The sequence below is a fragment of the Streptomyces bullii genome (assembly GCF_042657145.1).
Classification (GTDB): domain Bacteria; phylum Actinomycetota; class Actinomycetes; order Streptomycetales; family Streptomycetaceae; genus Streptomyces; species Streptomyces bullii.
In genome coordinates this window covers 626,007-646,923 of record NZ_JBHSNY010000004.1, presented here as the reverse complement: position 1 = coordinate 646,923, position 20,917 = coordinate 626,007, and the positions used below count along the sequence as shown (strand labels likewise).

Annotated in this window: 18 protein-coding genes and 1 pseudogene; 11 read left to right on the top strand and 8 right to left on the bottom strand. The window is 71.5% G+C overall.

Features of this window, described 5'->3' with window-relative positions; translation table 11 throughout:
* Nucleotides 1–21: 21 nt before the first annotated feature.
* The 3 genes from ACFPZJ_RS14370 to ACFPZJ_RS14360 are packed head-to-tail and all read right to left on the bottom strand — an operon-like array spanning nucleotide 22 to nucleotide 3,226.
* Complete coding sequence (locus tag ACFPZJ_RS14370) at nucleotides 22–885, bottom strand: carbohydrate ABC transporter permease (RefSeq protein ID WP_381021174.1); 864 nt, start codon at nucleotides 883–885, stop codon at nucleotides 22–24.
* A complete protein-coding gene (locus ACFPZJ_RS14365) occupies nucleotides 882–1,880 on the bottom strand; it encodes a carbohydrate ABC transporter permease (protein WP_381021173.1) in 999 nt (332 codons plus the stop codon). The genes ACFPZJ_RS14370 and ACFPZJ_RS14365 overlap by 4 nt, the downstream gene beginning before the upstream one ends.
* Nucleotides 1,877–3,226, bottom strand: coding sequence for an extracellular solute-binding protein (locus tag ACFPZJ_RS14360; RefSeq protein WP_381021172.1), 1,350 nt, complete (start codon nucleotides 3,224–3,226; stop codon nucleotides 1,877–1,879). The genes ACFPZJ_RS14365 and ACFPZJ_RS14360 overlap by 4 nt, the downstream gene beginning before the upstream one ends.
* A 641-nt stretch (nucleotides 3,227–3,867) precedes the next feature.
* Here ACFPZJ_RS14360 and ACFPZJ_RS14355 point away from each other — a divergent pair.
* The 6 genes from ACFPZJ_RS14355 to ACFPZJ_RS14330 all read left to right on the top strand — a co-directional run bounded on the left by ACFPZJ_RS14355 (nucleotide 3,868) and on the right by ACFPZJ_RS14330 (nucleotide 11,377).
* Nucleotides 3,868–4,881 carry a hydroxyacid dehydrogenase gene (locus ACFPZJ_RS14355; protein ID WP_381021170.1) on the top strand — a complete coding sequence of 338 codons (1,014 nt, stop codon included), beginning with the start codon at nucleotides 3,868–3,870 and terminating at the stop codon, nucleotides 4,879–4,881.
* A 120-nt stretch (nucleotides 4,882–5,001) separates the two neighbouring features.
* Nucleotides 5,002–6,096: a LacI family DNA-binding transcriptional regulator gene (locus ACFPZJ_RS14350; RefSeq protein WP_381021168.1), complete on the top strand. Its 1,095-nt coding sequence runs from the start codon at nucleotides 5,002–5,004 to the stop codon at nucleotides 6,094–6,096.
* Nucleotides 6,097–6,480: 384 nt separating this feature from the next.
* The gene (locus ACFPZJ_RS14345) at nucleotides 6,481–7,821 is read left to right on the top strand and encodes an ABC transporter substrate-binding protein (protein ID WP_381021166.1); all 1,341 of its coding nucleotides are present in this window, start codon (nucleotides 6,481–6,483) and stop codon (nucleotides 7,819–7,821) included.
* A 10-nt stretch (nucleotides 7,822–7,831) separates the two neighbouring features.
* Nucleotides 7,832–8,716: a carbohydrate ABC transporter permease gene (locus tag ACFPZJ_RS14340; RefSeq protein ID WP_381021164.1), complete on the top strand. Its 885-nt coding sequence runs from the start codon at nucleotides 7,832–7,834 to the stop codon at nucleotides 8,714–8,716.
* Nucleotides 8,716–9,666: a carbohydrate ABC transporter permease gene (locus tag ACFPZJ_RS14335; protein ID WP_381021163.1), complete on the top strand. Its 951-nt coding sequence runs from the start codon at nucleotides 8,716–8,718 to the stop codon at nucleotides 9,664–9,666. Before ACFPZJ_RS14340 ends, ACFPZJ_RS14335 begins: the two co-directional genes overlap by 1 nt.
* 97 nt (nucleotides 9,667–9,763) lie before the next feature.
* On the top strand, nucleotides 9,764–11,377 hold the full coding sequence (locus ACFPZJ_RS14330; RefSeq protein ID WP_381021161.1) for a glycoside hydrolase family 43 protein: 1,614 nt from the start codon (nucleotides 9,764–9,766) through the stop codon (nucleotides 11,375–11,377).
* Here ACFPZJ_RS14330 and ACFPZJ_RS14325 read toward each other — a convergent pair.
* Nucleotides 11,364–11,810 carry a GNAT family N-acetyltransferase gene (locus ACFPZJ_RS14325; protein WP_381021159.1) on the bottom strand — a complete coding sequence of 149 codons (447 nt, stop codon included), beginning with the start codon at nucleotides 11,808–11,810 and terminating at the stop codon, nucleotides 11,364–11,366. The genes ACFPZJ_RS14330 and ACFPZJ_RS14325 overlap by 14 nt on opposite strands.
* 244 nt (nucleotides 11,811–12,054) lie before the next feature.
* Between ACFPZJ_RS14325 and ACFPZJ_RS14320 the strand changes: the two genes are divergently transcribed.
* Together ACFPZJ_RS14320 and ACFPZJ_RS14315 are read left to right on the top strand one after the other, a co-directional pair.
* Nucleotides 12,055–13,098, top strand: coding sequence for a LacI family DNA-binding transcriptional regulator (locus ACFPZJ_RS14320; RefSeq protein ID WP_381021157.1), 1,044 nt, complete (start codon nucleotides 12,055–12,057; stop codon nucleotides 13,096–13,098).
* Between the two features lie 274 nt (nucleotides 13,099–13,372).
* Nucleotides 13,373–13,780 carry a RidA family protein gene (locus tag ACFPZJ_RS14315; protein ID WP_381021156.1) on the top strand — a complete coding sequence of 136 codons (408 nt, stop codon included), beginning with the start codon at nucleotides 13,373–13,375 and terminating at the stop codon, nucleotides 13,778–13,780.
* On the opposite strand, the gene ACFPZJ_RS14310 is transcribed toward ACFPZJ_RS14315, so the two are convergent.
* Together ACFPZJ_RS14310 and ACFPZJ_RS14305 are read right to left on the bottom strand one after the other, a co-directional pair.
* On the bottom strand, nucleotides 13,777–14,430 hold the full coding sequence (locus tag ACFPZJ_RS14310; RefSeq protein ID WP_381021154.1) for a ThuA domain-containing protein: 654 nt from the start codon (nucleotides 14,428–14,430) through the stop codon (nucleotides 13,777–13,779). The two genes, ACFPZJ_RS14315 and ACFPZJ_RS14310, sit on opposite strands and share 4 nt — an antisense overlap.
* 65 nt (nucleotides 14,431–14,495) lie before the next feature.
* The gene (locus ACFPZJ_RS14305) at nucleotides 14,496–15,110 is read right to left on the bottom strand and encodes a hypothetical protein (RefSeq protein ID WP_381021152.1); all 615 of its coding nucleotides are present in this window, start codon (nucleotides 15,108–15,110) and stop codon (nucleotides 14,496–14,498) included.
* A gap of 174 nt (nucleotides 15,111–15,284) precedes the next feature.
* Here ACFPZJ_RS14305 and ACFPZJ_RS14300 point away from each other — a divergent pair.
* Nucleotides 15,285–15,915, top strand: a pseudogene (locus tag ACFPZJ_RS14300) (VOC family protein).
* A 62-nt stretch (nucleotides 15,916–15,977) separates the two neighbouring features.
* Nucleotides 15,978–16,376 (top strand): VOC family protein, encoded by a 399-nt coding sequence (locus tag ACFPZJ_RS14295; RefSeq protein ID WP_381021150.1) that lies wholly within the window; start codon nucleotides 15,978–15,980, stop codon nucleotides 16,374–16,376.
* On the opposite strand, the gene ACFPZJ_RS14290 is transcribed toward ACFPZJ_RS14295, so the two are convergent.
* A complete protein-coding gene (locus ACFPZJ_RS14290; RefSeq protein ID WP_381021316.1) occupies nucleotides 16,362–17,045 on the bottom strand; it encodes a helix-turn-helix domain-containing protein in 684 nt (227 codons plus the stop codon). The genes ACFPZJ_RS14295 and ACFPZJ_RS14290 overlap by 15 nt on opposite strands.
* Before the next feature lie 969 nt (nucleotides 17,046–18,014).
* Nucleotides 18,015–19,178, bottom strand: coding sequence for a YihY/virulence factor BrkB family protein (locus tag ACFPZJ_RS14285; protein ID WP_381021148.1), 1,164 nt, complete (start codon nucleotides 19,176–19,178; stop codon nucleotides 18,015–18,017).
* A gap of 93 nt (nucleotides 19,179–19,271) precedes the next feature.
* Here ACFPZJ_RS14285 and ACFPZJ_RS14280 point away from each other — a divergent pair, with 93 nt between their 5' ends.
* Nucleotides 19,272–20,906 (top strand): acyl-CoA dehydrogenase family protein, encoded by a 1,635-nt coding sequence (locus ACFPZJ_RS14280; protein WP_381021147.1) that lies wholly within the window; start codon nucleotides 19,272–19,274, stop codon nucleotides 20,904–20,906.
* Nucleotides 20,907–20,917: the final 11 nt, after the last annotated feature.

Sequence of the window (20,917 nt, the reverse complement as noted above, 5' to 3'; positions counted from 1 at the left end):
GGACAGGGGAAGTGGAGAAGGTCACTTGAGGCCGGAGGTGGACATTCCGGCCACGAAGCCGCGCTGGGCGACGAGGAAGATCAGCAGGATCGGGACGACGTACATCACGGAGGCCGCGGCCTGGAGGTTCGCGACCGGCGTGCCGGCCGGGCTGACGTAGGTGGACATCACGGCGACGGAGAGCGTCGAGCGGTCGGTGGACAGCAGCAGCTGCGGGGCGATGTAGTCGCCCCAGGTCCAGGTGAAGGCGATGATGAAACTCGCGGACAGCACCGGCCAGGACTGCGGCAGGAAGATCCGCCAGAAGATGCCGGCGTACCCACAGCCGTCGACGATCGCGGCCTCCTCCAGCTCGCGGGGCAGCCCGGCGAAGAACTGCCGGAACAGGAAGACGAGATACGGCGCGGCGGACAGGCCCCACAGCACCCACGGCCAGTACGTGTCGACCATGCCGAGCTTGGCGAAGATCAGGTAGGTCGGCAGCAGCGTGATCATCTGAGGCAGCATCATCGAACCGAGCAGGATGCCGAACAGCGTCTTCTTGCCGGGCGCGTCGAGGCGGGCGAACCCGAACCCGACCCAGGCGGAGCTCAGGGTGACGAGGGTGGCGTAGATCAGGGCGATGATCAGGGAGTTGCGGGCGTAGCCGAGGAAGTCGATGAGGTGGAAGGCGTCGGCGAAGTTGTGCCACTGGAAGGTGTCCGGCAGCCAGTGCACGGGCGAGGCGGCCAGCTCGGCCGGGGTCTTCAGGCCGGAGAGGATCAGCCATCCGAAGGGGCCGAGGAAGAGCCCGGTGAGAGCGACCAGCACCGTGTAGAGCACGAGGCGGTTGACGCGCACCCGCACACGCACCGGGTCCTTGGGAGACAGACTGGTGGCGGTCACTTCTTCGCCTCCGGGTCGACGTTGTAGAACACCACACCGGACGTGAACCTGAAGATGAGTCCGGTCGCGATGAGGATCAGGACGAAGAGCACCCACAGCAGTGCGGAGGCGTAGCCGTAGCGGCCGAGCGCGAAGTACTCGGCGAACACGTGCATCATGTACATGTAGTTGGAGTGCGCGATCGCGGTGACGCCCGCCGTGGTGCCGTCCGGGGACAGCAGCAACGGCATGATGGTCTGCACCGAGGCGATCATCCCGGTCACGGTCTGGAAGAGCAGCACCGGCGACAGCAGCGGCACGGTGATGCTGCGGAAGGTGCGCCATGCGCTCGCGCCGTCGATGCGGGCCGCCTCGTGGAGTTCGCGGGGGACGTCCTGGAGCCCGGCCAGTGAGATGATCATGATGTTTCCGGCGCCCCACAGCACCGTCATCAGCAGCACGTAGCGGGCGTAGGGGTCGTTGAGCCAGCCGAGGGCGTCGATGCCGAAGATGTTCAGGACGCCGTTGGCGGCACCGGAGTTCTGGTCGAAGAGCTGCTTGAACGCGATGCCCGCGCCCACCGGCGGTACCACGGCCGGGAGGTACAGCAGGGTGCGGAACAGTCCGCGCGCCTTCAGCGGCCGGTTGACCAGGACGGCGAGCCCGAGTCCGGCGATGATCGACAGCGGTACCGAGGTCAGCGCGAACAGGCCCGTGCGGCCCAGCGCGTCCCAGGTCTGCCCGTCGGAGAACAGCTCGCTGTAGTTGTCGACGCCGACGTAACGCCAGTTGGGCGAAATCCCGTCGAACGTGGTGAAGCTCAGCCACAGCGCGTACGCCATCGGCACGATCGTCAGCAGCAGAAAACCGATGATCCAGGGCGAGGTGAACAGATAGAACGCGCGGTGCCTGCGCGCGGTCATGGACGGGCCCGGCCGGCCGGCGGCCCGCACCGGGACGGCGCTCCGTGCCGCACCGGGCGGTTCCGCGACGGAGGGGATCTGCTCGACCGTCATCCCACCTGCTCCTTACCACGCTTGAGCTGCTCGTTCATGACCGCGTTCAGGCGTCCCGCGAGGGTGTCGACGGACATCCGGCCGTTCATCGCGGCCGGGGCGACCTGATTGAAGAGGGCGTAGAGCGAGTCGCCGGTGGCGTACGGGGTGAAGGCGATCACCGAGAAGTGCTTCAGCTCGGCGTTCTGCACCTCCAGCACGCGCTTTTGGTAGTCCTCCTGGGCGGGCATCAGCGGCCGAAGGGACTTGAGGGTGGGGATGCCCCAGCCGCTGGAAGCGCGCGCCTTGGCCGGAGCCTCGCCGAAGAACCACTCGAAGACCCGCCAGGCGGCGTCCTTGTTCCGCGCCTTCTTCGGCATCCACAGCCCGGTGCCGGCCTGGCAGGGGCTGACCCGCCCGCCGCCCTCGAAGACGGGGGCCGGGGCCAGCCGGGAGACCGGCGCGAGCTTCTTGTCGGCATTGATCAGGCCGCCGAGCCAGTAGCCGCAGTTCGACATGGCCATCCGGTTCGCCTGGTAGGTCGGGCCGTCCCAGGTGTTGGGGTCGGGCTGGACGAGACTCGGCCCGACCCGGGCGCGACAGTAGTCGATGTACCAGCCCAGCGCCTTGCGGGCCTCGGGGGTGGTGAAGTCGACCCGGGTGAAGTCGTCGGTGAAGAGGCTGCCGCCGGCGGCCACCGTCAGGCTCGCCAGGAGATTGGGCGTCAGGACGCCGTTGTAACTGCCGCCGAAGACGGTCGTCTGGCCGTTCCGGCGCTGTGTGAGCCGCTTGGCCTTCTCCAGCCACTCCTCGTAGGTGACCGGTTCGGTCTCCGGCGGGTAGTCGACACCGGCCTTGTCGAAGAGGGCGGTGTTGTACCAGTACATGGAGTCCTGGGAGAAGTCCTTCGCCATGCCGTAGCGCGGGCCCTTGCCCTGGGTGCGGCCGTCGTAGCGCCACAGGTCGTTGACCGGGTCCAGGTCATCGGCCCGGAGCACGTGGCTCCTGGCGAAATACGGGTCGAGCTCCTCCATCACCTCGCGGGCCGCGAAGTACGGCGCGTCCACGGCACCGACGCCCCGCACGAGGTCGGGCGGGTTGCCGGTGGTCATCATCGCGATGAGCTTGGTGATGTCGTACTTCACCGTGACGATCTTGACGCCGATGTCCTTCTGGGCCTGCTTGATCAGGTCCGGGGAGATGTCGTCGGGCTTGACCATCAGCGTGACGGTCTCCCCCGAGCCGCTGACCCCGCTCGACACCTGCATCGCGCAGCCGCTCAGGGCCGCCGCGCCGCCCGCGGCACCGGCCGCCGACAGGGAGAGAAATCGGCGGCGGCTCAAGGAAGCACCAGCACGTGGGTGCATGAACGCACCACCTCCTGCTCTTGCTGTTCGACATGCCGGTCAAGGGTCGGCACATCGACCCGTCCGGTCGCTCGGCAACCGGTTGTTGTGTGTGGGGCAGAGCTTCTTCCGGTCAGCTGGGCGCGTCAAGAGTCCTGACCAACTTTCGAAAAGTCGAGGTAGCGTCTGTGTCATGGCCGAACCAGCCGGAACGTAGGGGTTTACGCCCCCATGAACGAGGTGAGACACCACAGGTCGGCCGCTGTCATCGCGGGGTTACCGGGGAGACATGGGGCTATCATTTGGCAACCGGTTGCCGACGTGCCTGCCAGAAGGCAGGGGCTCCGGCGCGGCCGGACCCGCCCCCCTGCCCCATCCACCGGCAGCGCAGTAATCGATTTCCGCCCGCCGGGTGGGACCCGGACTGCGCCCCCGACCAGGACTCCAGGGCCGAGCCGCCCTGCCGACCTCCCCGCACCACCGCATCCAGCCGTGCGCCTCCTGCCACGACGTGGGATTCCGGCCAGTTCGACCTCGACCGGAGCCGGCCGCATGCCGGAGGCGGCGCGTCGATTGACCGCCGCTTCCCGCCGGATCTACGGTAGAAGACGCTTTCTGAAAATGTTTCCGTCCACTGTTCCCGCCTCTGTCCCAGGAGAGTCATGCCCAGCCCCCAGCTGCCGCGGGCCGTGTTCGCGATGGACCCGGTGCACCTTCCGCTGCTCTTCCCTCCGCCGCTCATGGCGCGGTTGCGGCGTACGGCCGACATCGATCCCGCGGTCGTCGTACGGGACTTCGCCGATCCGGCCGCGGCCGACGCCCTCGCCACGGCCGAGTTCCTGATCACCGGCTGGGGCTGCCCGCACCTCGACGCCGGCGTGCTCGCCGCCGCCCCCAAGCTGAACGCCGTCCTGCACGCCGCGGGCTCCGTCCGCTCGCTGGTCGGGGAGGCGCTGTGGGAGCGCGGCGTCACCGTCTCCAGCGCGGTGACCGGCAACGCCGTGCCGGTCGCGGAGTTCACGCTCGCGATGATCCTGCTCTCCGGCAAGGACACCTTCGACCACCGCGAGCGCTACCGCCGCGGCCACACCTACCCCACCCCGGGCGAGACCGCCGGCACCGGCAACCTCGGCCGCCGCGTCGGAATCATCGGCGCCTCCCGCGTGGGCCGACGGCTGCTGGAGCTGCTGCGGCCGTTCGACCTCACCGTCCTGCTGCACGACCCCTACGTGAGCCCCGCCGAGGCCGCCGCCCTGGGCACCGAGCTGCTCTCGCTGGAGGATCTGCTCAGACACAGCGACATCGTCAGCCTGCACGCCCCCGACATCCCCGAGACCCACCACATGCTCGACCGCGACCGGCTGGCCCTCATCCGGGACGGCGGCGTGCTCATCAACACCGCCCGCGGCGCCCTGGTCGACCACGACGCGCTCACCGACGAGCTGGTCTCCGGCCGGCTCAGCGCGGTCCTCGACGTCACCGAACCCGAGCCGCTGCCCGCCGGTTCCCCGCTGTACCAGCTGCCCAACGTCTTCCTCACCCCGCACATCGCCGGATCCCTCGGCAACGAGCTGGAACGGCTCGGCGCCATCGTCGCCGACGAGCTGGAACGCCTGGTCGCGGGCGCGCCGCCGGTCCATGAGGTGCGGCACGCCGACCTCGCCCGGGTCGCCTGATCCCCGCCGTCCACAAGCCCTCCAGCCCGGAGTAACGATGGGATACGGTTTCCGCACCGGTGCGGGGCGGGGCCCCGGCCGCCGCCGGGATCGGGCCACTACGTCGAAGGAGCCGCAACGGTGAGTCAGCGCAAGGCGTCCCCCGACGCCGGCCGGGCGACCATCCGCGACGTGGCCGAGCGCGCGGGCGTCTCCGTGGCCAGCGTCTCGCGGGTGCTGTCCGGCAACTACCCGGTCTCGGAGGAGCTGCGCCGCAAGGTGATGAAGGTGGTCCGCGACCTGGACTACGTCACCAACGCCCACGCCCGCTCCCTGGCCGGCGGCGGCACGCCGACGGTCGCGATCCTGATCAACAACATCACCGGCGCCGCGTTCGCCCACGTCGCCAAGGGAGTCGAGGGCGCGGCCACGCTGCGCGGCTGGCTCTCCCTGGTCGGCACCACGGGCGACGACCCCGAACGTGAACTGGCGCTGGTCAACCTCATGCGCCAGCAGGGCGTCGCCGCCGTGGTGCTGCTCGGCGGCGCTTACGACTACGACGAGTACCAGTTGCGCATGGCGCGTTTCGCCCGCTCCCTGGACGCGGCCGGCTCGCATCTCGTCCTGGTCGGCAGACCGCCGCTGGAAGGCGACGTCCCGGCGACGACGGTCGACTACGACAACGAGGGCGGCGCCTACGCGATGGCCAGCCATCTGCTGTCGGCCGGCCACCGGCGCGTCCTCGTCCTGCCCGGACACGCCGAACTCAGCACGGCCCAGGGCCGGTTGAGAGGAGCACGGCGGGCCTTCGAGGCGTACGGGGTGCCGTTCGACCCGGGCATGGTGCGGCACGGGCCGTACGACTACGAGCACGGCTACGAGGCCGTCGAGGCGGCCCTGCGGGAGGCGCCGGACTTCACCGCCGTCCTGGCCGGGACCGACGTGGTCGCCGCGGGCGCCATGCAGGCCCTGCGCGCGGCGGGCCTGCGGGTGCCCGAGGACGTCTCGATCGTGGGCTACGACGACATTCCGCTCGCCTCCCAGCTCACCCCGCAACTCACCACGGTGCACGTGCCGTACGAGGAGATGGGCCGGGTCGCGCTGCGCGCGGTGGCCGACCGGCGCGAGGGCGGTGCGGTCCGCCGCAGGAGCGGGGACGGCGAGCACCTGGTGCTGGGCACGCACGTCGTCGTACGCAACTCCGTGCAGCCGCCGGCCCGGCGCCGACGCGGGTAATGCTCTGCTGCGTCGTTACGTAAACGGTTTCCCCTCTTCTGCGATGGTCGGGCGGGAGCCCTCGGCCCACCTGCCCAGCATCCGCCGCCCATCCGCTGCATCCAGCTGACCTGCACCGATACCTCGTCTGTGCGGCCCGTCGCACACGCCCTCGCGCCTCACGCCACAGACAGTCCGGCGTAAACAAATTCCGGCACACCTCTTGCTATGCGGCAAGCCGTCGCCTACCTTCCCAGCAACCGCTTACTACAGCTTCTGCTTGGCCCTTACCCCCCGCAACCGCGAGCCGACGGTTTCCGGCCGCCGTTCCTGGCCAGCACCGAGCCGCCGTCCTCTCTCGTTCTGCGAACTCTGAGAACGCCTATTCCGAAGGATCACGGTCAGATGAACTCCACCAGCCCCCGGAGAAGGTTCGCCTCCGCCGCCGTCGCGGGTGTCGCGCTCACCGGTCTGCTCTCCGCCTGCGGCGGATCCGACTCGGGCGACGACGCGTCGTCGAAGCCGTCCGGCCCCGTCACCCTCGACTTCTGGGGTTGGGCCAACGGCCAGGAGGCGGTCGTCAAGGCGTTCAACGCCTCGCACAAGGACGTCAAGCTGAAGTACACCAAGGTGACCGACCAGCTGACCATGCAGAAGCAGCTGACCAACGCGGTCAAGGCCGACAACGCGCCCTGCCTGCTGCAGAACACCGGCGAGTACGTCACCAGCTGGGTCTCGCAGGGCGCGCTCGCCGACATCACCCAGTACGTCCAGTCCAACAAGGACAAGTTCAACCCCGGCTCGTGGGCCGTCGGCCAGGTCCAGGGCAAGGTCTACGGCGTCCCGACCGCCTCGGCGCCCGCCTTCACCATCTACCGCACGGACATCTTCGCCAAGTACGGCCTCCAGCCGCCCAGGACCTGGGACGACTTCATCGCCGCGGGCAAGGAGCTGAAGAAGCACGGCATCAAGGTCACCAACTACGCCGGAGAGGACCCGAGCACCCTGGAGGTGCTCGCCATGCAGGCCGGCGCCGACTGGTACAGCATCGACGGCGACTCCTGGAAGGTGAACTTCCAGGACGAGGGCACTCTGAAGGCCGCGAAGGTGATCCAGGAGATCATCGACAACGACCTGAACGCCAAGCTCTCCTTCGCCGACTACGCGGCCGTGCAGCGCAGTTTCGACACCGGCGCAACCGCCACCCGGCAGATCTCCACCTGGCAGATGTCCGGCATGGTGCAGAACTTCACCAAGTCCTTCGGCAAGTGGGCGCTCGCCCCGTGGCCGACCTTCAAGGGCGAGGCGGCCCGGACGCCGGCCGGCACCAACCAGAGCGGCAACCTGACGCTGGTCTCCGAGCAGTGCGACCACAAGGAGCAGGCCGCTCAGGCGGCGCTGTGGATGTCGACGGACCCCGGCGCGGTGAAGACCATGGCGAGCCCGGAGACCGGCAGCGGCGTGATGCCCGCGCTGGCCGACAGCGAGTCGTACGTCTCCGAGGCGATCTCGCAGAAGCTGCTGGGCAAGAACTACGAGCCGGCCAAGAAGATCGTGACGGACAGCCTGGGCACGATCAGGACCGGCTGGACCTTCGGCCCCAACTGGACCGCGATGTTCACGGAGATGCAGGACGAGTGGGCCAAGGTCGTCAGCAAGAAGCAGAAGGTCACCGACCTGCTCGCGCACATGCAGGAGTGGACGGTCAACGACCTGAAGCAGCGCGGCATCAACGTCAAGGGCTGAGGCAGACCCGATGATTCGCTCACTGCGCTGGAAGGGTGCCGCGTTCACGGTGCCCTTCCAGCTCGGCTTCCTCTTCCTCTACCTGCTCCCGATCGGGTACGCGGTCTACCAGTCGCTGTTCCTGCAGAAGCAGTCCGGGCTCGGACTCGGCGGCGCGACCACGGAGTTCGTCGGGCTGCGGAACTACGAGCACGGGCTGACCGACTCGGCGTTCCTGACCTCCATCCTCAGGGTGGTGCTGTTCGGCTGCGTGCAGATCCCGTTCATGCTGCTCGTCAGCCTGGTCCTGGCGCTGCTCCTGGACGCGGTCACCGCGAAGGCGGCCGGCCGGTTCCGGATCCTGCTGCTGGTGCCGTACATGATCCCCGGGGTGGTCGCGGCCATCGTGTGGATCAACCTGTACAGCCCCGAGGTGGGTCCGCTGACGCCGCTCGGCGAGCTGTTCGGGTTCGACTGGAACTTTTTCGCCCCGTCGATGGTGTGGCCGGCCATCGGCAACCTGCTGACCTGGCACGGCATCGGCTACAACATGGTGATCATCTACGCGGCGCTCCAGGGAGTGCCCCGGGAGCTGTTCGAGGCCGCGCGGCTGGACGGCGCCTCGGAGCTGCGGATCGCGCTGAGCATCAAGATCCCGTTCGTGCGCGGGGCGCTCGTGCTGACCGCCCTGCTGTCGATCATCCAGATGCTGCAGATCTTCAACGAGCCGGCGCTGTTCCGGAACGTGACGCCGCAGACGGTCAGCGACAGCTTCACGCCGATCATGATCATCTACAACCAGGCGTTCAACGCCGGCAACTACCACTACGCCGCGGCCCTGTCGGTGCTGCTCGCCCTGATCCTCGGTGTCGCGTCCTTCCTCTTCTACCGGCTGACCTCGAGGGAGGCGGACTGATGGCCCTGACGGAAAACCGCAAGGAGAACGGGGCGGAGAAGGCTGCGGAGACCGCCGTCGTGCCGCCTCGTGCGCGGACGGTGCGGCGGCTCACCCGGCCGGACGCGGCCGCGCGTTCCCGGGGCGCCCAGCGTTTCCTCCTGCTCGGTCTGGTGCTGGCCAGCGTCTACAGCCTGTTCCCGGTGTGGTGGCTGATCGTCGCCTCGACCAAGGATCGCGTGGGGCTGTACCAGAGCAACGGACTGTGGTTCTCCGGCTGGCACCTGTGGGACAACCTCCAGCAGGTCTTCACCTACGACGACGGCATCTTCCTGCGCTGGACCGCCAACTCGTTCCTGTACGCGGGGGTCGGCTCGCTCGGCGGCACCCTCGTCGCGCTGGCCACGGGCTACGGACTGGCCCGCTTCGACTTCCCCGGACGGGGCGCGGTGTTCGCGGCCGTGGTGGGCTCCTTCCTCATTCCCATCGCCCTGCTCACCCTGCCGCTGTACCTGCTGTTCTCGGCGATCGGGCTGGTCGACACCCCCTGGGCGATGCTGATCCCCTGCCTGATCAACCCCTTCAGCGTCTACCTGGCCAAGGTCTACACCGAGGCCACGATCCCCTTCGAACTGCTGGAGGCGGCCCGTATCGACGGCGCCGGGGAGCTGAGGATCTTCTTCAGCATCGTGCTGCGGATGATGACAACGGGCGGCGCGACGGTGTTCCTGCTGGCCTTCGTCAACACCTGGAACGCGTTCTTCCTCCCCCTGACCGTGCTGCGCGGCGAGGAGAACTGGACACTCAACCTGGGCCTGTACAACTGGACCGGCAAGCGCCTGGAGTCGGGGATCGACGTGACCAGTCTGGTCCTGACGGGCGCGCTGCTGTCCATCGTCCCGATGGCGATCATGATGGTGGCGATGCGCCGGTACTGGCGGACCGGGGTGACGCTGGGAGCGCTCAAGTGACGGCCCCCGCGCCGGATCCGTACCCGACTCCCTGGGGGCCGCGGGTGACCCTGACGCCCCGCCGCCCCCAGGCGACCCACTTCTGCGGAGTCCCGACGTGACCGTCCTGCACAACCCCGTCCTGCGCGGCTTCTTCCCCGACCCGTCGCTGGTGCGGGTCGGGGAGTGGTACTACGTGGCCACGAGCTCCTTCGAGTGGTTCCCCACCCTCCCCATCCACCGCTCCCGCGACCTGGCGCACTGGGAGTACGCGGGCCATGTCCGGGGCGCGGTCCCCGGCGACTCGCTGGCCGGTGTGCCCGACTCGGGCGGCGTCTGGGCGCCGTCGCTGAGCTGGGACGGGGAGCGGTTCTGGGTGACGTACGCCGTCGTGCGCTCCGTGGGCACGCCGTACTTCGACGCGGACACCTACGTCTCCACGGCCCCGGACGTGAGCGGCCCGTGGAGCCCCCCGCGCCGGGTCGCCAGTCATGGCTTCGACCCGGCCCTGTACCACGAGGCGGGCCGTCTGTGGCTGCTCAATCTCCAGAACGACCACCGTCCGGGCGGTCAGCGCTTCGCCGGGATCGTGGCAACCGAGCTGGACCGCGACACGCTGGCACCCGTGGGCGACACCCACCTGCTGCTCCAGCACGACCGGCTCGTCGAGGGGCCCAAGCTGCTGCGCCGCGACGGCTGGTACTACCTGGTCCTCGCCGAGGGCGGCACGGGCTGGGAGCACGGGGTGCGGGTGGCGCGCGGCCGTGCGCTGACCGGCCCGTACGAACTGGACGAACGGCCCCTGCTGACCACCCGGGACGACCCGGGGGTGCCGTTGCAGAAGGCCGGGCACGGGGAGCTGTTCCAGGCCCCGGACGGGACGTGGCTCCTGAGTCATCTGACGGCCCGCCCCCTGCACACCCCGCACGGCCGCCGCTGCACCCTCGGCCGGGAGACGGCGATCCAGGCGGTGGTCTGGGACGCGGACGGCTGGCCCCGGTTGCGGCAGGAGGGATGGCACCCCGCGGTGGAGGTCGAGGTACCGGCCCCGCACTCCCCGCCCCCGCCGTCCGCCCCGCCCGAGGGACTGTCGTGGCCGTGGAGCACCCTGCGCGGACCCGTCGATCGCTCGTGGGCGGACACGAGCAGCCGGCCGGGGTGGATCCGGCTGCGCGGCCGGCACGGTCCCGAGTCGCGCTGGGCGCACAGCCTGTTGGCGCAGCGCGTCACCGAGCACCGCGCGGAGGCCGAGGTCACCGTCGAGGCCCGGCCGTCCGCCTTCACCCAGGCCGCGGGGCTGGTGCTCCGGTACGACGCCGAGGCCTATGTCGGCCTGGACCTGACCTGGGCCGAGCCCGAGGGCGAGCCGCAGCGCGGACAGCAGTGGCGGGATGCGGGCCGTACGGTGCTCAGCCTGGTCGCACGCGACGAGCGGGGCGCCCGGCAGGTGGCCGTCGTGGACGTGGCGACGGCGAAGGTCACCCTCGGCGTCACGGTCGACGGCACGGCCGCCCTCTTCTGGTACGCGACGGACGGCACCCGCACGACGGTCGGCCCCGCGCTGGACATCAGCCACCTGTCCGACGACCACGGCGCACGCCTGCGCTTCACCGGCCTGCTGGCGGGCATCCATGCGACGGATCTCGTGGACGCGGCGTGGACGGCGGACTTCACGGGTTTCCGCCTGATGTGCACGGCCGAGGAGCGGCCCCGGGCGCTCACGCGCGGGTGAGGTAACGACGGAACCCCTGAGCCAGGGGCTCGAATCCGCAGGCGGCGTAGAAGGCATGGACGTACGCGTCGTCGGCGGCCAGCAACTGGGCCTTGTAGCAGCCGCCCGCTTCGGCCAGTTCCACGGCGGCCTGCATCAGTCGACGCCCGACGCCGCGCCGCTGGTGTGAGCCGGACACCACGACGTTCTCCACGAAGAGGATGGGCCGGCCACCGCGCGTGAGGTTCGGCAGCACCACGCAGTCCGCCGTTCCGACCACGGTGCCGTCGGCGTCGGCCACCAGGACGGTCCGTCCCCGCTGCCCCGCCATGTCGGCCCAGATGGCCTCCGCGGACGCCCGGGGCAGCGGGGCGTCGTCAGGGTTCAACTCGCCGTAGAGGCCCAGCACCGCCGACAGGTCCGCCTCGGCCGCCGGCCGCACCGTGATCCTCATGCTGCCGAGCTTAAGGCGCGCCCCACGGCCCGCGTCACCGCGGTGGATTGCCCGCTGTTCGGGGTTTCGAAAGTTTTGCCCGAAGGAACTCCGTGGATTCCTCTGTCTTCCCGCCGTGTTGCGCCAGACTTAGAGTAGGAAGCGCTTTCTGTCGGGCCGGTCGGGCTCGCTCCCCGGTCCGCGGCAGGCAGCGCTGGTCGAAACTTTCCACGGCCCTCGGGCGGGCCGGAGAGGTGGGTTCCCGATGGTCCGTACGGGAAGTGCGAGCGTGGCGGCCGGTCCGACGCTGGCGGTCGTGGCCCGCGAGGCGGGGGTGTCGGTGCCGACCGCGTCGAAGGTGGTGAACGGCCGGGAGGACGTGGCGCCCGAGACCCGGCGGCGCGTCACCGAGGCGCTGGACCGGCTCGGTTACGTCCGCAGACCCCGCTTCGACGCCGCCAAGGCTCCCCGCCTGGTCGATCTCGTCGTGCACTCCCTGGAGAGCTCCGGGTCGGGCGCGGTGCTCCACGGTGTGGAGGAGGCGGCGCGCGACGCGGGCCTGGAGGTCGTGGTCTGCGCCGCCCTGACCCGTAAACGGGGCGGGCGCCCGGAACGCGGCTGGCTGGACAAGCTGGGCGCGCGCGGCTCGTCCGGCGTGCTGTTCAACCTGGCCGAGCTCAGCGAGTCGCAGTACGCCTGGCTGGAGCAGCACCGCATCCCGTTCGTGATGATCGACCCGGTCCTCGAACCGCCGCCCGGGGCGGTGTCGGTGGGCGCGGCGAACTGGCAGGGCGGGGTGACGGCGACCGAGCACCTGCTGGCGCTCGGCCACGAGCGGATCGCCGTCGTCGCCGGTCACCGGCACACCTTGGGCAGCAGCGCGCGGGTCGCCGGTTACCGCTCGGCCCTGGCCTCGGCGGGCGTGCGGCACCGCACCGAGTACGTCCGGCACGCCGGTTCCGACGAGGCGGCGGCCCGCCGCCGCATGCGCGAGCTGCTGGACCTGCCCGAGCCTCCGACGGCCGTGTTCGTCTGCTCGGACCGGATGGCGCTCGGGGTCTACGAGGCGCTGGCCGAACGGGGGTTGACGGTCCCGGACGACATCAGCGTGGTCGGTTTCGACGACCTGCCGGAGGCCCGCTGGGTCACGCCGGCCCTGACGACGGTGCGCCAGCCGCTGTCGGAGATGGCAGCGACGGCGTTGCGCCTGCTGGTACGGATGATGGACGGCAGCCGTCCCGAGGGCACCCGCACCGAACTCTCCACCCGCCTGGTCGAACGGGCGAGCACGGCCCCGCCGCGCGCCTGACCGGCCCCGGCCTCCCGGCGTACGCGCGAGGGCACGCAGCACTCCCTGGCGGTCGCGTTCCGGGGGCCGGTGAGGGACATCCCGGACGAGCAGGTGCCCTGCGGGTGCGACCGTCGGATCCGGGAATAGGCCAGACCGACAGGCAAGTTGGGGTGACTGACGACCATTCCGCGCCTTGTGCGCCCGAGTGCCCTCGTGTGCCCTGAGCCCTGAACCTGAGGCTTGAGCCCGAGTGTCCGAGCGCGGGCCGTACTCCACGGAAGGACTGCCGACCATGACACACGACGTGCGCACGATCACCAACCCGGCCGCCCTGCACGACCCGACACCGTTCGGCTACAGCCATGCCGTCTCGGCCCCTGGTGAAGTCATCTTCATCGGCGGCCAGTACGCCTCAGACGACACGGGCAACCCGGTGCCGGGCGATTTCGCCGCCCAGGTGGAACTGGCCTTCGACCGGCTGCGGTCGGCGTTGGAGGGAGTCGGTCTCGGCCTCGAACACGTGGTCCGGCTGGGCACGTTCATCGTCGACCACGACCTCGACAAGCTGCGGACCCTCGGTAAGGCATTACACGCTCGCTTCGGCGACCGGCTCCCGGCCCAGACACTGAGCGGCGTCGCCTCGCTCGCGCTGCCGGGCATGCTGTTCGAGGTGGACGCGGTCGCCGTACGCCCCCTCTAGGCCCTCGGAAGGCGCGCCGCCCACATGATCCCGCCGTGCAGATGAGCCCGGAAGTCCGGATCCCCGTACGCCTCCGGCGCGTGGCCGAGGGCGGTGTAGAAGACGCGGCCCGTACCCTGTTCGCGGCACCATGCCAGCGGGTGGTCCTCGCCCATGCCGCCGCCCTCGTACGACGACTCGTCGGCCCGCACGAGGACGTGCGCGCTGCCGCGGGGGTTGGTGCGGAAGTCGTACCACTCGTCGGTGAGGTGCCACACGGCGGGCAGGTGCCGGGTGGCCGGGTGGGTGCCGTCCTCGACGACGGCCTTGCCGGGCTGGTGGAGGGGGTGACGGGCGAACCGGGCCCCGAGCAGCTCGCCGTAGTACGGCCAGTCGTACTCGGTGCAGGCCGCGGCGTGCACGCCGACGAAGCCACCGCCCGACTCGACGTACGCCGCGAGCCGCGCACGGCCGGCCGGGGTCAGGATCTCGCCGCTCGTCGAGAGGAAGACGACGGCGGCGTAGCCGCCCAGGGGTTGCTCGAGGGCCGCCGGGTCCTCGGTGGCGTCGACCTCGAAGTCGCCGAGGGTGCGCAGGGCGGCGATCCCGGCGGGGATCGAGTCGTGCCGGTAGGCGGTGGTGCGGGTGCAGACGAGAAGTCGGGGCGCCATGCCGACGACCCTATGCCGTCGGCGTGCGCGGTCCCAGGCAAGTGATCAAGCCGAAAATTTCGGGATCAGCCGCTGGTTCCGACGTTGTTGTCCGGGGCTCCGTCACCGACCGGGGGCAGGTCACCCCGTTCGACTGGTTCGGTGGGGCCGGAGGCGGGCGGGAGGAGGGTGTCGAGTTCGGCGTCGGAGGGGCGGTGCACGGAGCGGGCCGCCTGGCGCAGGACGTCGCGCTCGACTCCTTCGCCGGTGATCCGCACGACGTGGCCCTTCTTCGGCACCGCGTACTCCCGCTGTCCGCCGCCGCTGCGGTACCACGCCTCGCCGTCGCGTTCGCAGGTGGTGCGCGCGCCGGATGCGGTGCCGACGGGCCGGCGCGGACAGCTCTCGGCGGTCATCGTGCCCCGGTCGACGCGCAGATGGAGCTGCCCGCCGCCCTGTGCGGAGACGTACGTCGCGGAGAAGCCGTCGCCGCCGTACACGCCGACGGACTGCTGGGCGAGGGTGAAACCGGAGACCTCGGTGACGTAGACGTGCTCCGGCGCGATGCCCGAAGCGCGTGCGCGGGAGGCGAGTTCGGCCGGGTCGGCGGGCGAACCGGTGCCCGCCTTCTCGGTCCCGCAGGCGGTGAGCAGGACGGGCAGAACGCACAGCGCCGGTAAGGTGCGCAGTCTTCGGACCATGCCCGCATCATGCCGTACGGGTGTTCGGAGACGCGTGCTGTGCGGCCAGTGCGGTCCGCCCGACAACCCCACGTGAGCGCTTCCCCGCCTGCACGGACATCGCCCGCCGCCACCCCACGCGAAGGCACCCACCGGGCCCGCCGTGCCCGGACAGTTTCGACAGGGATGAAGAGGATGAGCGGCGTTCCCGCCCGGCTGGACCACCTCGTCCACGCCACCCCGACCTGGCGGCAACGGTCGCCGACTTCGCCCGCCGCACCGGCGTGGTCCCGGCCGAGGGCGGCGTCCACGTCGGCTTCGGCACGCACAACCACCTGGTCGCGCTGGGCGGCACCAGCTATCTGGAGATCATCGGACCCGATCCGGAGCAGCCCGCGCCGACCGGTCCGCGGCCCTTCGGTGTCGACGGGCTGACCGCCCCGCGGACGGTCACTTGGGCGATCAGCCGGCCCGGCCTCGACGCGGCGGTCGCGACCGCCCGTGCCCGCGGCTACGATCCCGGCGCCGTGCGGCCGATGAGCCGCCGCCGTCCCGACGGCACGCTGCTGGAGTGGCGTCTGACCGACGGCGGCACGGCGCACCCCTCCGGCCTGGTGCCGTTCCTCATCGACTGGGGGCCTCCGCCCACCCGACCGCCTCCGGTCTCCCCGACACTCCCCTGGTGTCGATGTCCGCCACCGCCCCGGACCCGCGGGAGATCCGCACCCTGCTGAGCGCCGTCGGAACCGACCTGGACGTCACCGCCGGACCGGTGGGCATCTCCTTCACCGTGGACACACCGCGCGGCCCGGTGACCTTCGGGTGAGCGGGACGCCGGTGTCCGATTCCTTCAAGACGCCGCGCCGCGCCGCTGCCTACCGTGGCCGCATGACTCCACGATTCGATGCCATCGGCCTCGTCGTCTCCGACATGGCCGCCTCCGTCGCCTTCTACCGCCGCCTCGGGTTCCCCTTCCCGGAGGGCTCGGAGTCCGCGCCGCACGCCGAGGCCGAACTGCCCGGCGGGCTGCGGCTGCTGCTCGACACCGAGGAGACCGTCCGGTCCTTCCACGCCGCCTGGCGGCCACCCTCCGGGGGCAGCCGCGCCTCGCTGGCCCTGCGCTGCGACGCGCCCGCGGAGGTCGACGCCGTGTACGAGGAGTTGGTGGGGGCCGGGTACCACGGGGAACTGAAGCCCTGGGACGCCTTCTGGGGGCAGCGGTACGCGACCGTGCACGACCCGGACGGCAACGGGGTGGACCTGTTCGCGCCGCTACCGGGCCAGTAGGTCGCGGGGCCGCAGCCCGGTCAACTCCCGTACGTCCCGGGTCAGGTGCGCCTGGTCCGCGTAACCGGCCCGGGCCGCCGTCTGCGCCAGGGACAGGCCGGAGCGGGCCAGCGCGAGGGCACGCCGCAGCCGCAGCACACGGGCCAGCGTCTTGGGGCCGTAGCCGAAGGCCGTCAGGGAGCGGCGGTGCAACTGGCGGGCGGTGAGGCCGAGTTCGTCGGCCGTCGCGGCGACGGAACGGCCGGCGGCCAGCGCCGTCACGACGCGCCGCAGCAGCGGGTCGGGCGGGTCGGTGCCGGCCGCGCGGCGCAGTGCCAGGTCCTCCAGTCCGGTCGCCGGGTCGGGGGCCGCGTCGACGTGTGCGGCCAGGCGCCGCACGTACGGGGCGGGCCACAGGTCCGCGAGGTCGACCCGGCGGTCGCGCAGTTCGTGCGCGGGCACCCCGAGCAGCGCGGGCGCCGTGCCCGGGAAGAAGCGGACGCCCGCCCAGGTGCTGGGCGCTCCCTCGGTGACGTACGCGCGGGTGTCGGGTCCGGCGACCAGCAGCCGCCCGTCGTTCCACAGCAGGTCCATGCAGCCGTCGGGCAGCACGCGGCCCGCTTCGGCGCCGGTCGAGGTGTTCGTCCACACCACCGCGCCCGGCAGCCGGGCCGGCCGCTCCGCGTACAGGTACGGGGACACGTACGCCAGGCTACGCCGCCCGGCTCCGGTCCTCTGCGGGCTGACGCCGTGGACCCGTTCGCCCGCGACCGACAGCGCGGACGCGCTGCCGTGGCCGACCTGCCGGGCGATCGCGCCGACGGTGTCACCATCAGCCGGGCGGCTCCGCCTCGGGCCGGGCGAACCAGGCCCTGGCCCGCAGCGCGGTGATCACCGGCGGGTGGAGCAGCCGCCGGGCCGAGGCCGTGCGGGCCGCCGGGCCGGCGGTGCGGGCGGCGTCGCGGGTACGGAACTTCGACCGGGACGACGTACGACGTGGGAGGCGCTGCTGCGGGGCGCGCGGAGGCAGTCGACGTGGTGCACCTGTCGGACACGGCTCGCCCGGGAGAGGGGCCGGGCCGGGCGTGCGGCTGCTGAGGCTGCTGTCGGTGCGGGGCCAGGACCGGGCGCTGCCCGTCGAGGAAGGCGGTGCGCGCGGCGGGCGGGGACCTGACGGTCGTCCGGGCGGCGGGTGCGCCCAGAACGTCGACGAAGGGCCGCTCTGGAGGAGCTGCGGCAGACCGTCGGCCGGTGTTCCCGGGCGGCGAGGTGCGCGAGCGGTTGGTCGGCGTGGGAGGTCGCGGACGTGGCGGCGCCGGCGGCGGGCGACCGGTACGTGGGCGGACCCGCGGCGCGTCGGGGCCGCGGCTGCCGACCTGGGGCGAGGCCGTCACGTAGAACCCACGGGCTTCAGGTCGCGAGCTGACGGCGCGGGCGGCTGGTGCCCGTGGTGCGGCGGTATCCCGCCGAGGGCGCCGGTCACCGCTCGGCGGCGCCTGGAGGTCGGCCGCTGGTCACCGCTCGGCGGGCGGCTCGTCCCCGTGGTGCGGCGGCACCCGCCGAGGGCCCTGGTCACCGCTCGGCGGGCGGCTGGGCGCCGGTCACCGCTCGGCGGGCGGCTGGGCGCCGGTCACCGCTCGGCGGGCGGCTGGGCGCCGGTCACCGCTCGGCGGGCGGCTCGTCCCCGTGGTGCGGCGGTTTCCCGCCGTGGGTGGTCCTCACGTGCGTGCTCTTCACATGGGTGCGCAGGCGGGACGTGACGTCCTCCGGCGGCAGGAAGCGGGACCACCGCTCGGGGAACTCCGAGGGCATGTCGGGGTCGGCCTCCCCCGCGGCGGCGGCCCGGGCCACGTACTCGGCGACCTGCGCCTGCCGCAGCCGCTCGTTGGCCTCGCGGGCGGCGGCCGTGGCGGCGGCCGGCCAGACCCGGTCGATGGCGGCGTTGACCGCGGCCCCGACGAGCACGGCGAACGCGGACACGCCGATCCACAGCAGCACGGCGACGGGCGCGGCCAGCGAGCCGTAAATGGTCGGACCCTCGACCGTGCTGGTCAGGTAGATCCGCAGCAGGAAGCTGCCGAGCACCCACATGCCGAGGGCGACCAGGGCGCCCGGCACGTCCTCGATCCACGGGGAGCGCACGGGCACGGACACGTGGTACAGCGTCGTCAGGAAGGCGATGGACAGCAGGATCACGACGGGCCAGTACAGGACCTGGACGACGGTCGTCGACCAGGGCACGATCCGCACCACCGCGTCCGGCCCGGCCACCATCAGCGGCAGGGCGACCGAGCCGATCAGCAGGGCCACGATGAAGAGCAGGAAGGCCAGCAGGCGGGTCTTGACGATGCCCCGGACGCCGTCGAGGCCGTACATCACGGTGATCGTGTCGATGAAGACGTTCACGGCGCGCGAGCCGGACCACAGGGCGAACAGGAAGCCTATGGAGATGACGTCGGGCCGGCCGCCCTTCATCACGTCGTGCAGGATCGGCTCCGCGATCTCCCTGACGCCCCGGTCGGACAGCACCGTGCGGGAGGCCTCCAGGATGTTGGTCTGCAGGCTCTCGATGGTGTCGGCGCCGGTCCAGGCGTCGACGTAGCCGAGCAGTCCGATCATGCTCAGCAGCAGCGGCGGCACGGACAGCAGCGTGAAGAACGCCGCCTCGGCCGCCAGCCCCAGGATCCGGTACTCGATGCAGGAGTTGACGGTGTCCTTGAGCAACAGCCAGGCGGTCCTGCGTTTGGAGACGTTCCGGTAGAGGGCTCGGGCCCGGTGGAGGCGGCCGGAGGGCCTGTCGGGGGTTTCACTTGCTGGCTGCACGCCCTAAAGGTATCCGTCGGGCCTGGTGGCGCTCACCCGCAGCCTGCTCGCTCCCCTGTGGTGAGCGGCGTCGTAGCGGGTAGGTTCGCAGACATGGCAGGCTCCACGCACACTGTGACGAACCAGGTCCCGCCGCTGGTCGGCTACGACGTGTTCACCGCCGACCGGGCCCTGACGGCGGCGGTGCGCCGGCATCTGGACGCCGGCCTGGTCGACGAGGCGATCGAGGAACTGTCGGCGCTCGGGCGGACCTCCGGCTCGGCCCAGCTGCAGGAATGGGGCACGCAGGCCAACGAGAACCCGCCCCGGCTGCGGACCCACGACCGCTACGGGCACCGCGTCGACGAGGTCGACTTCCACCCGGCCTGGCACCGGCTGCTCGGCAAGGGCGTCTCGGCCGGTCTGACGTCGGCCTGGACCCGGCCGGGCGGGCATGTGCGGCGGGCCGCGGCGTTCCTGGTGTGGACGCAGGTCGAGGCCGGCAACGGCTGCCCGCTGTCGATGACGCACGCGGCCGTGCCCGCGCTGCGCACGGACCCGGAGCTCGCCGCGGAGTGGGAGCCGCGGCTGACGTCGACGGTGTACGACCGCGGCCTGCGGCCCGCGCACCACAAGGCCGGGGTGCTGTTCGGGATGGGCATGACGGAGAAGCAGGGCGGCAGCGACGTACGCGCCAACACCACGTCCGCCCGTCCGCTCTCCGAGGAGGGCGCGTACGAGCTGACCGGGCACAAGTGGTTCTGCTCGGCGCCGATGTCGGACGGATTCCTCGTCCTGGGCCAGGCGCCGGACGGGCTGACGTGCTTCCTGGTCCCCCGGGTGCTGGAGGACGGCACGCGCAACGTGTTCCTCATCCAGCGGCTCAAGGACAAGCTGGGCAACCGTTCCAACGCCTCCGCCGAGGTCGAGTTCGACGGCACCTGGGCCCGCCGGGTCGGCGAGGAGGGGCAGGGGGTGCGCACCATCATCGGAATGGTGGCGGCGACCCGGCTGGACTGTGTGCTGGGCTCGGCGGGGCTGATGCGGCAGGCGGTCGCGCAGGCCGTCCACCACTGCGCGCACCGCGAGGCCTTCGGCGGGAAGCTGATCGACAAGCCGCTGATGCGCAACGTCCTCGCCGACCTGGCGCTGGAGTCGGAGGCGGCGACGACACTGGCGCTGCGGCTCGCGGCCGCGTACGACGACGGTGGCGAGCAGGAGCGGGCGCTGCTGCGGATCGCGGTGCCGGCGGCCAAGTACTGGGTGACCAAGCGCTGCGCCCCGGTGGCGGTGGAGGCGGCCGAGTGCCTGGGCGGCAACGGGTACGTCGAGGAGTCCGGCATGCCCCGGCTGGTGCGCGAGTCGCCGCTCAACTCGATCTGGGAGGGCGCGGGCAACGTCCAGGCGCTGGACGTGCTGCGCGCCCTGCGCCGTGAGCCGCAGGCGCTCGACGCGTATCTGCGGGAGATCGGGCAGGCGCGCGGCGCCGACCACCGGCTGGACGGCGCCATCAAGAACCTGCTGACCGAACTGTCCGATCTGGAGGGCGTCGAGGGGCGGGCGCGGCGGCTGGTGGAGCGGCTGGCGCTGGTGTTCCAGGGTGCGCTGCTCGTCCGGTACGCGCCGCCGGAGGTCGCCGACGCGTTCTGCGCGGCCCGGCTGGGCGGCGACGGCGGAGCGGCCTTCGGGACCCTGCCCCACACCCTGGACCTGGCGTCGGTGGTGGAGCGGGCCCGGCCGGTGTCCTGACCGGCCGTTCA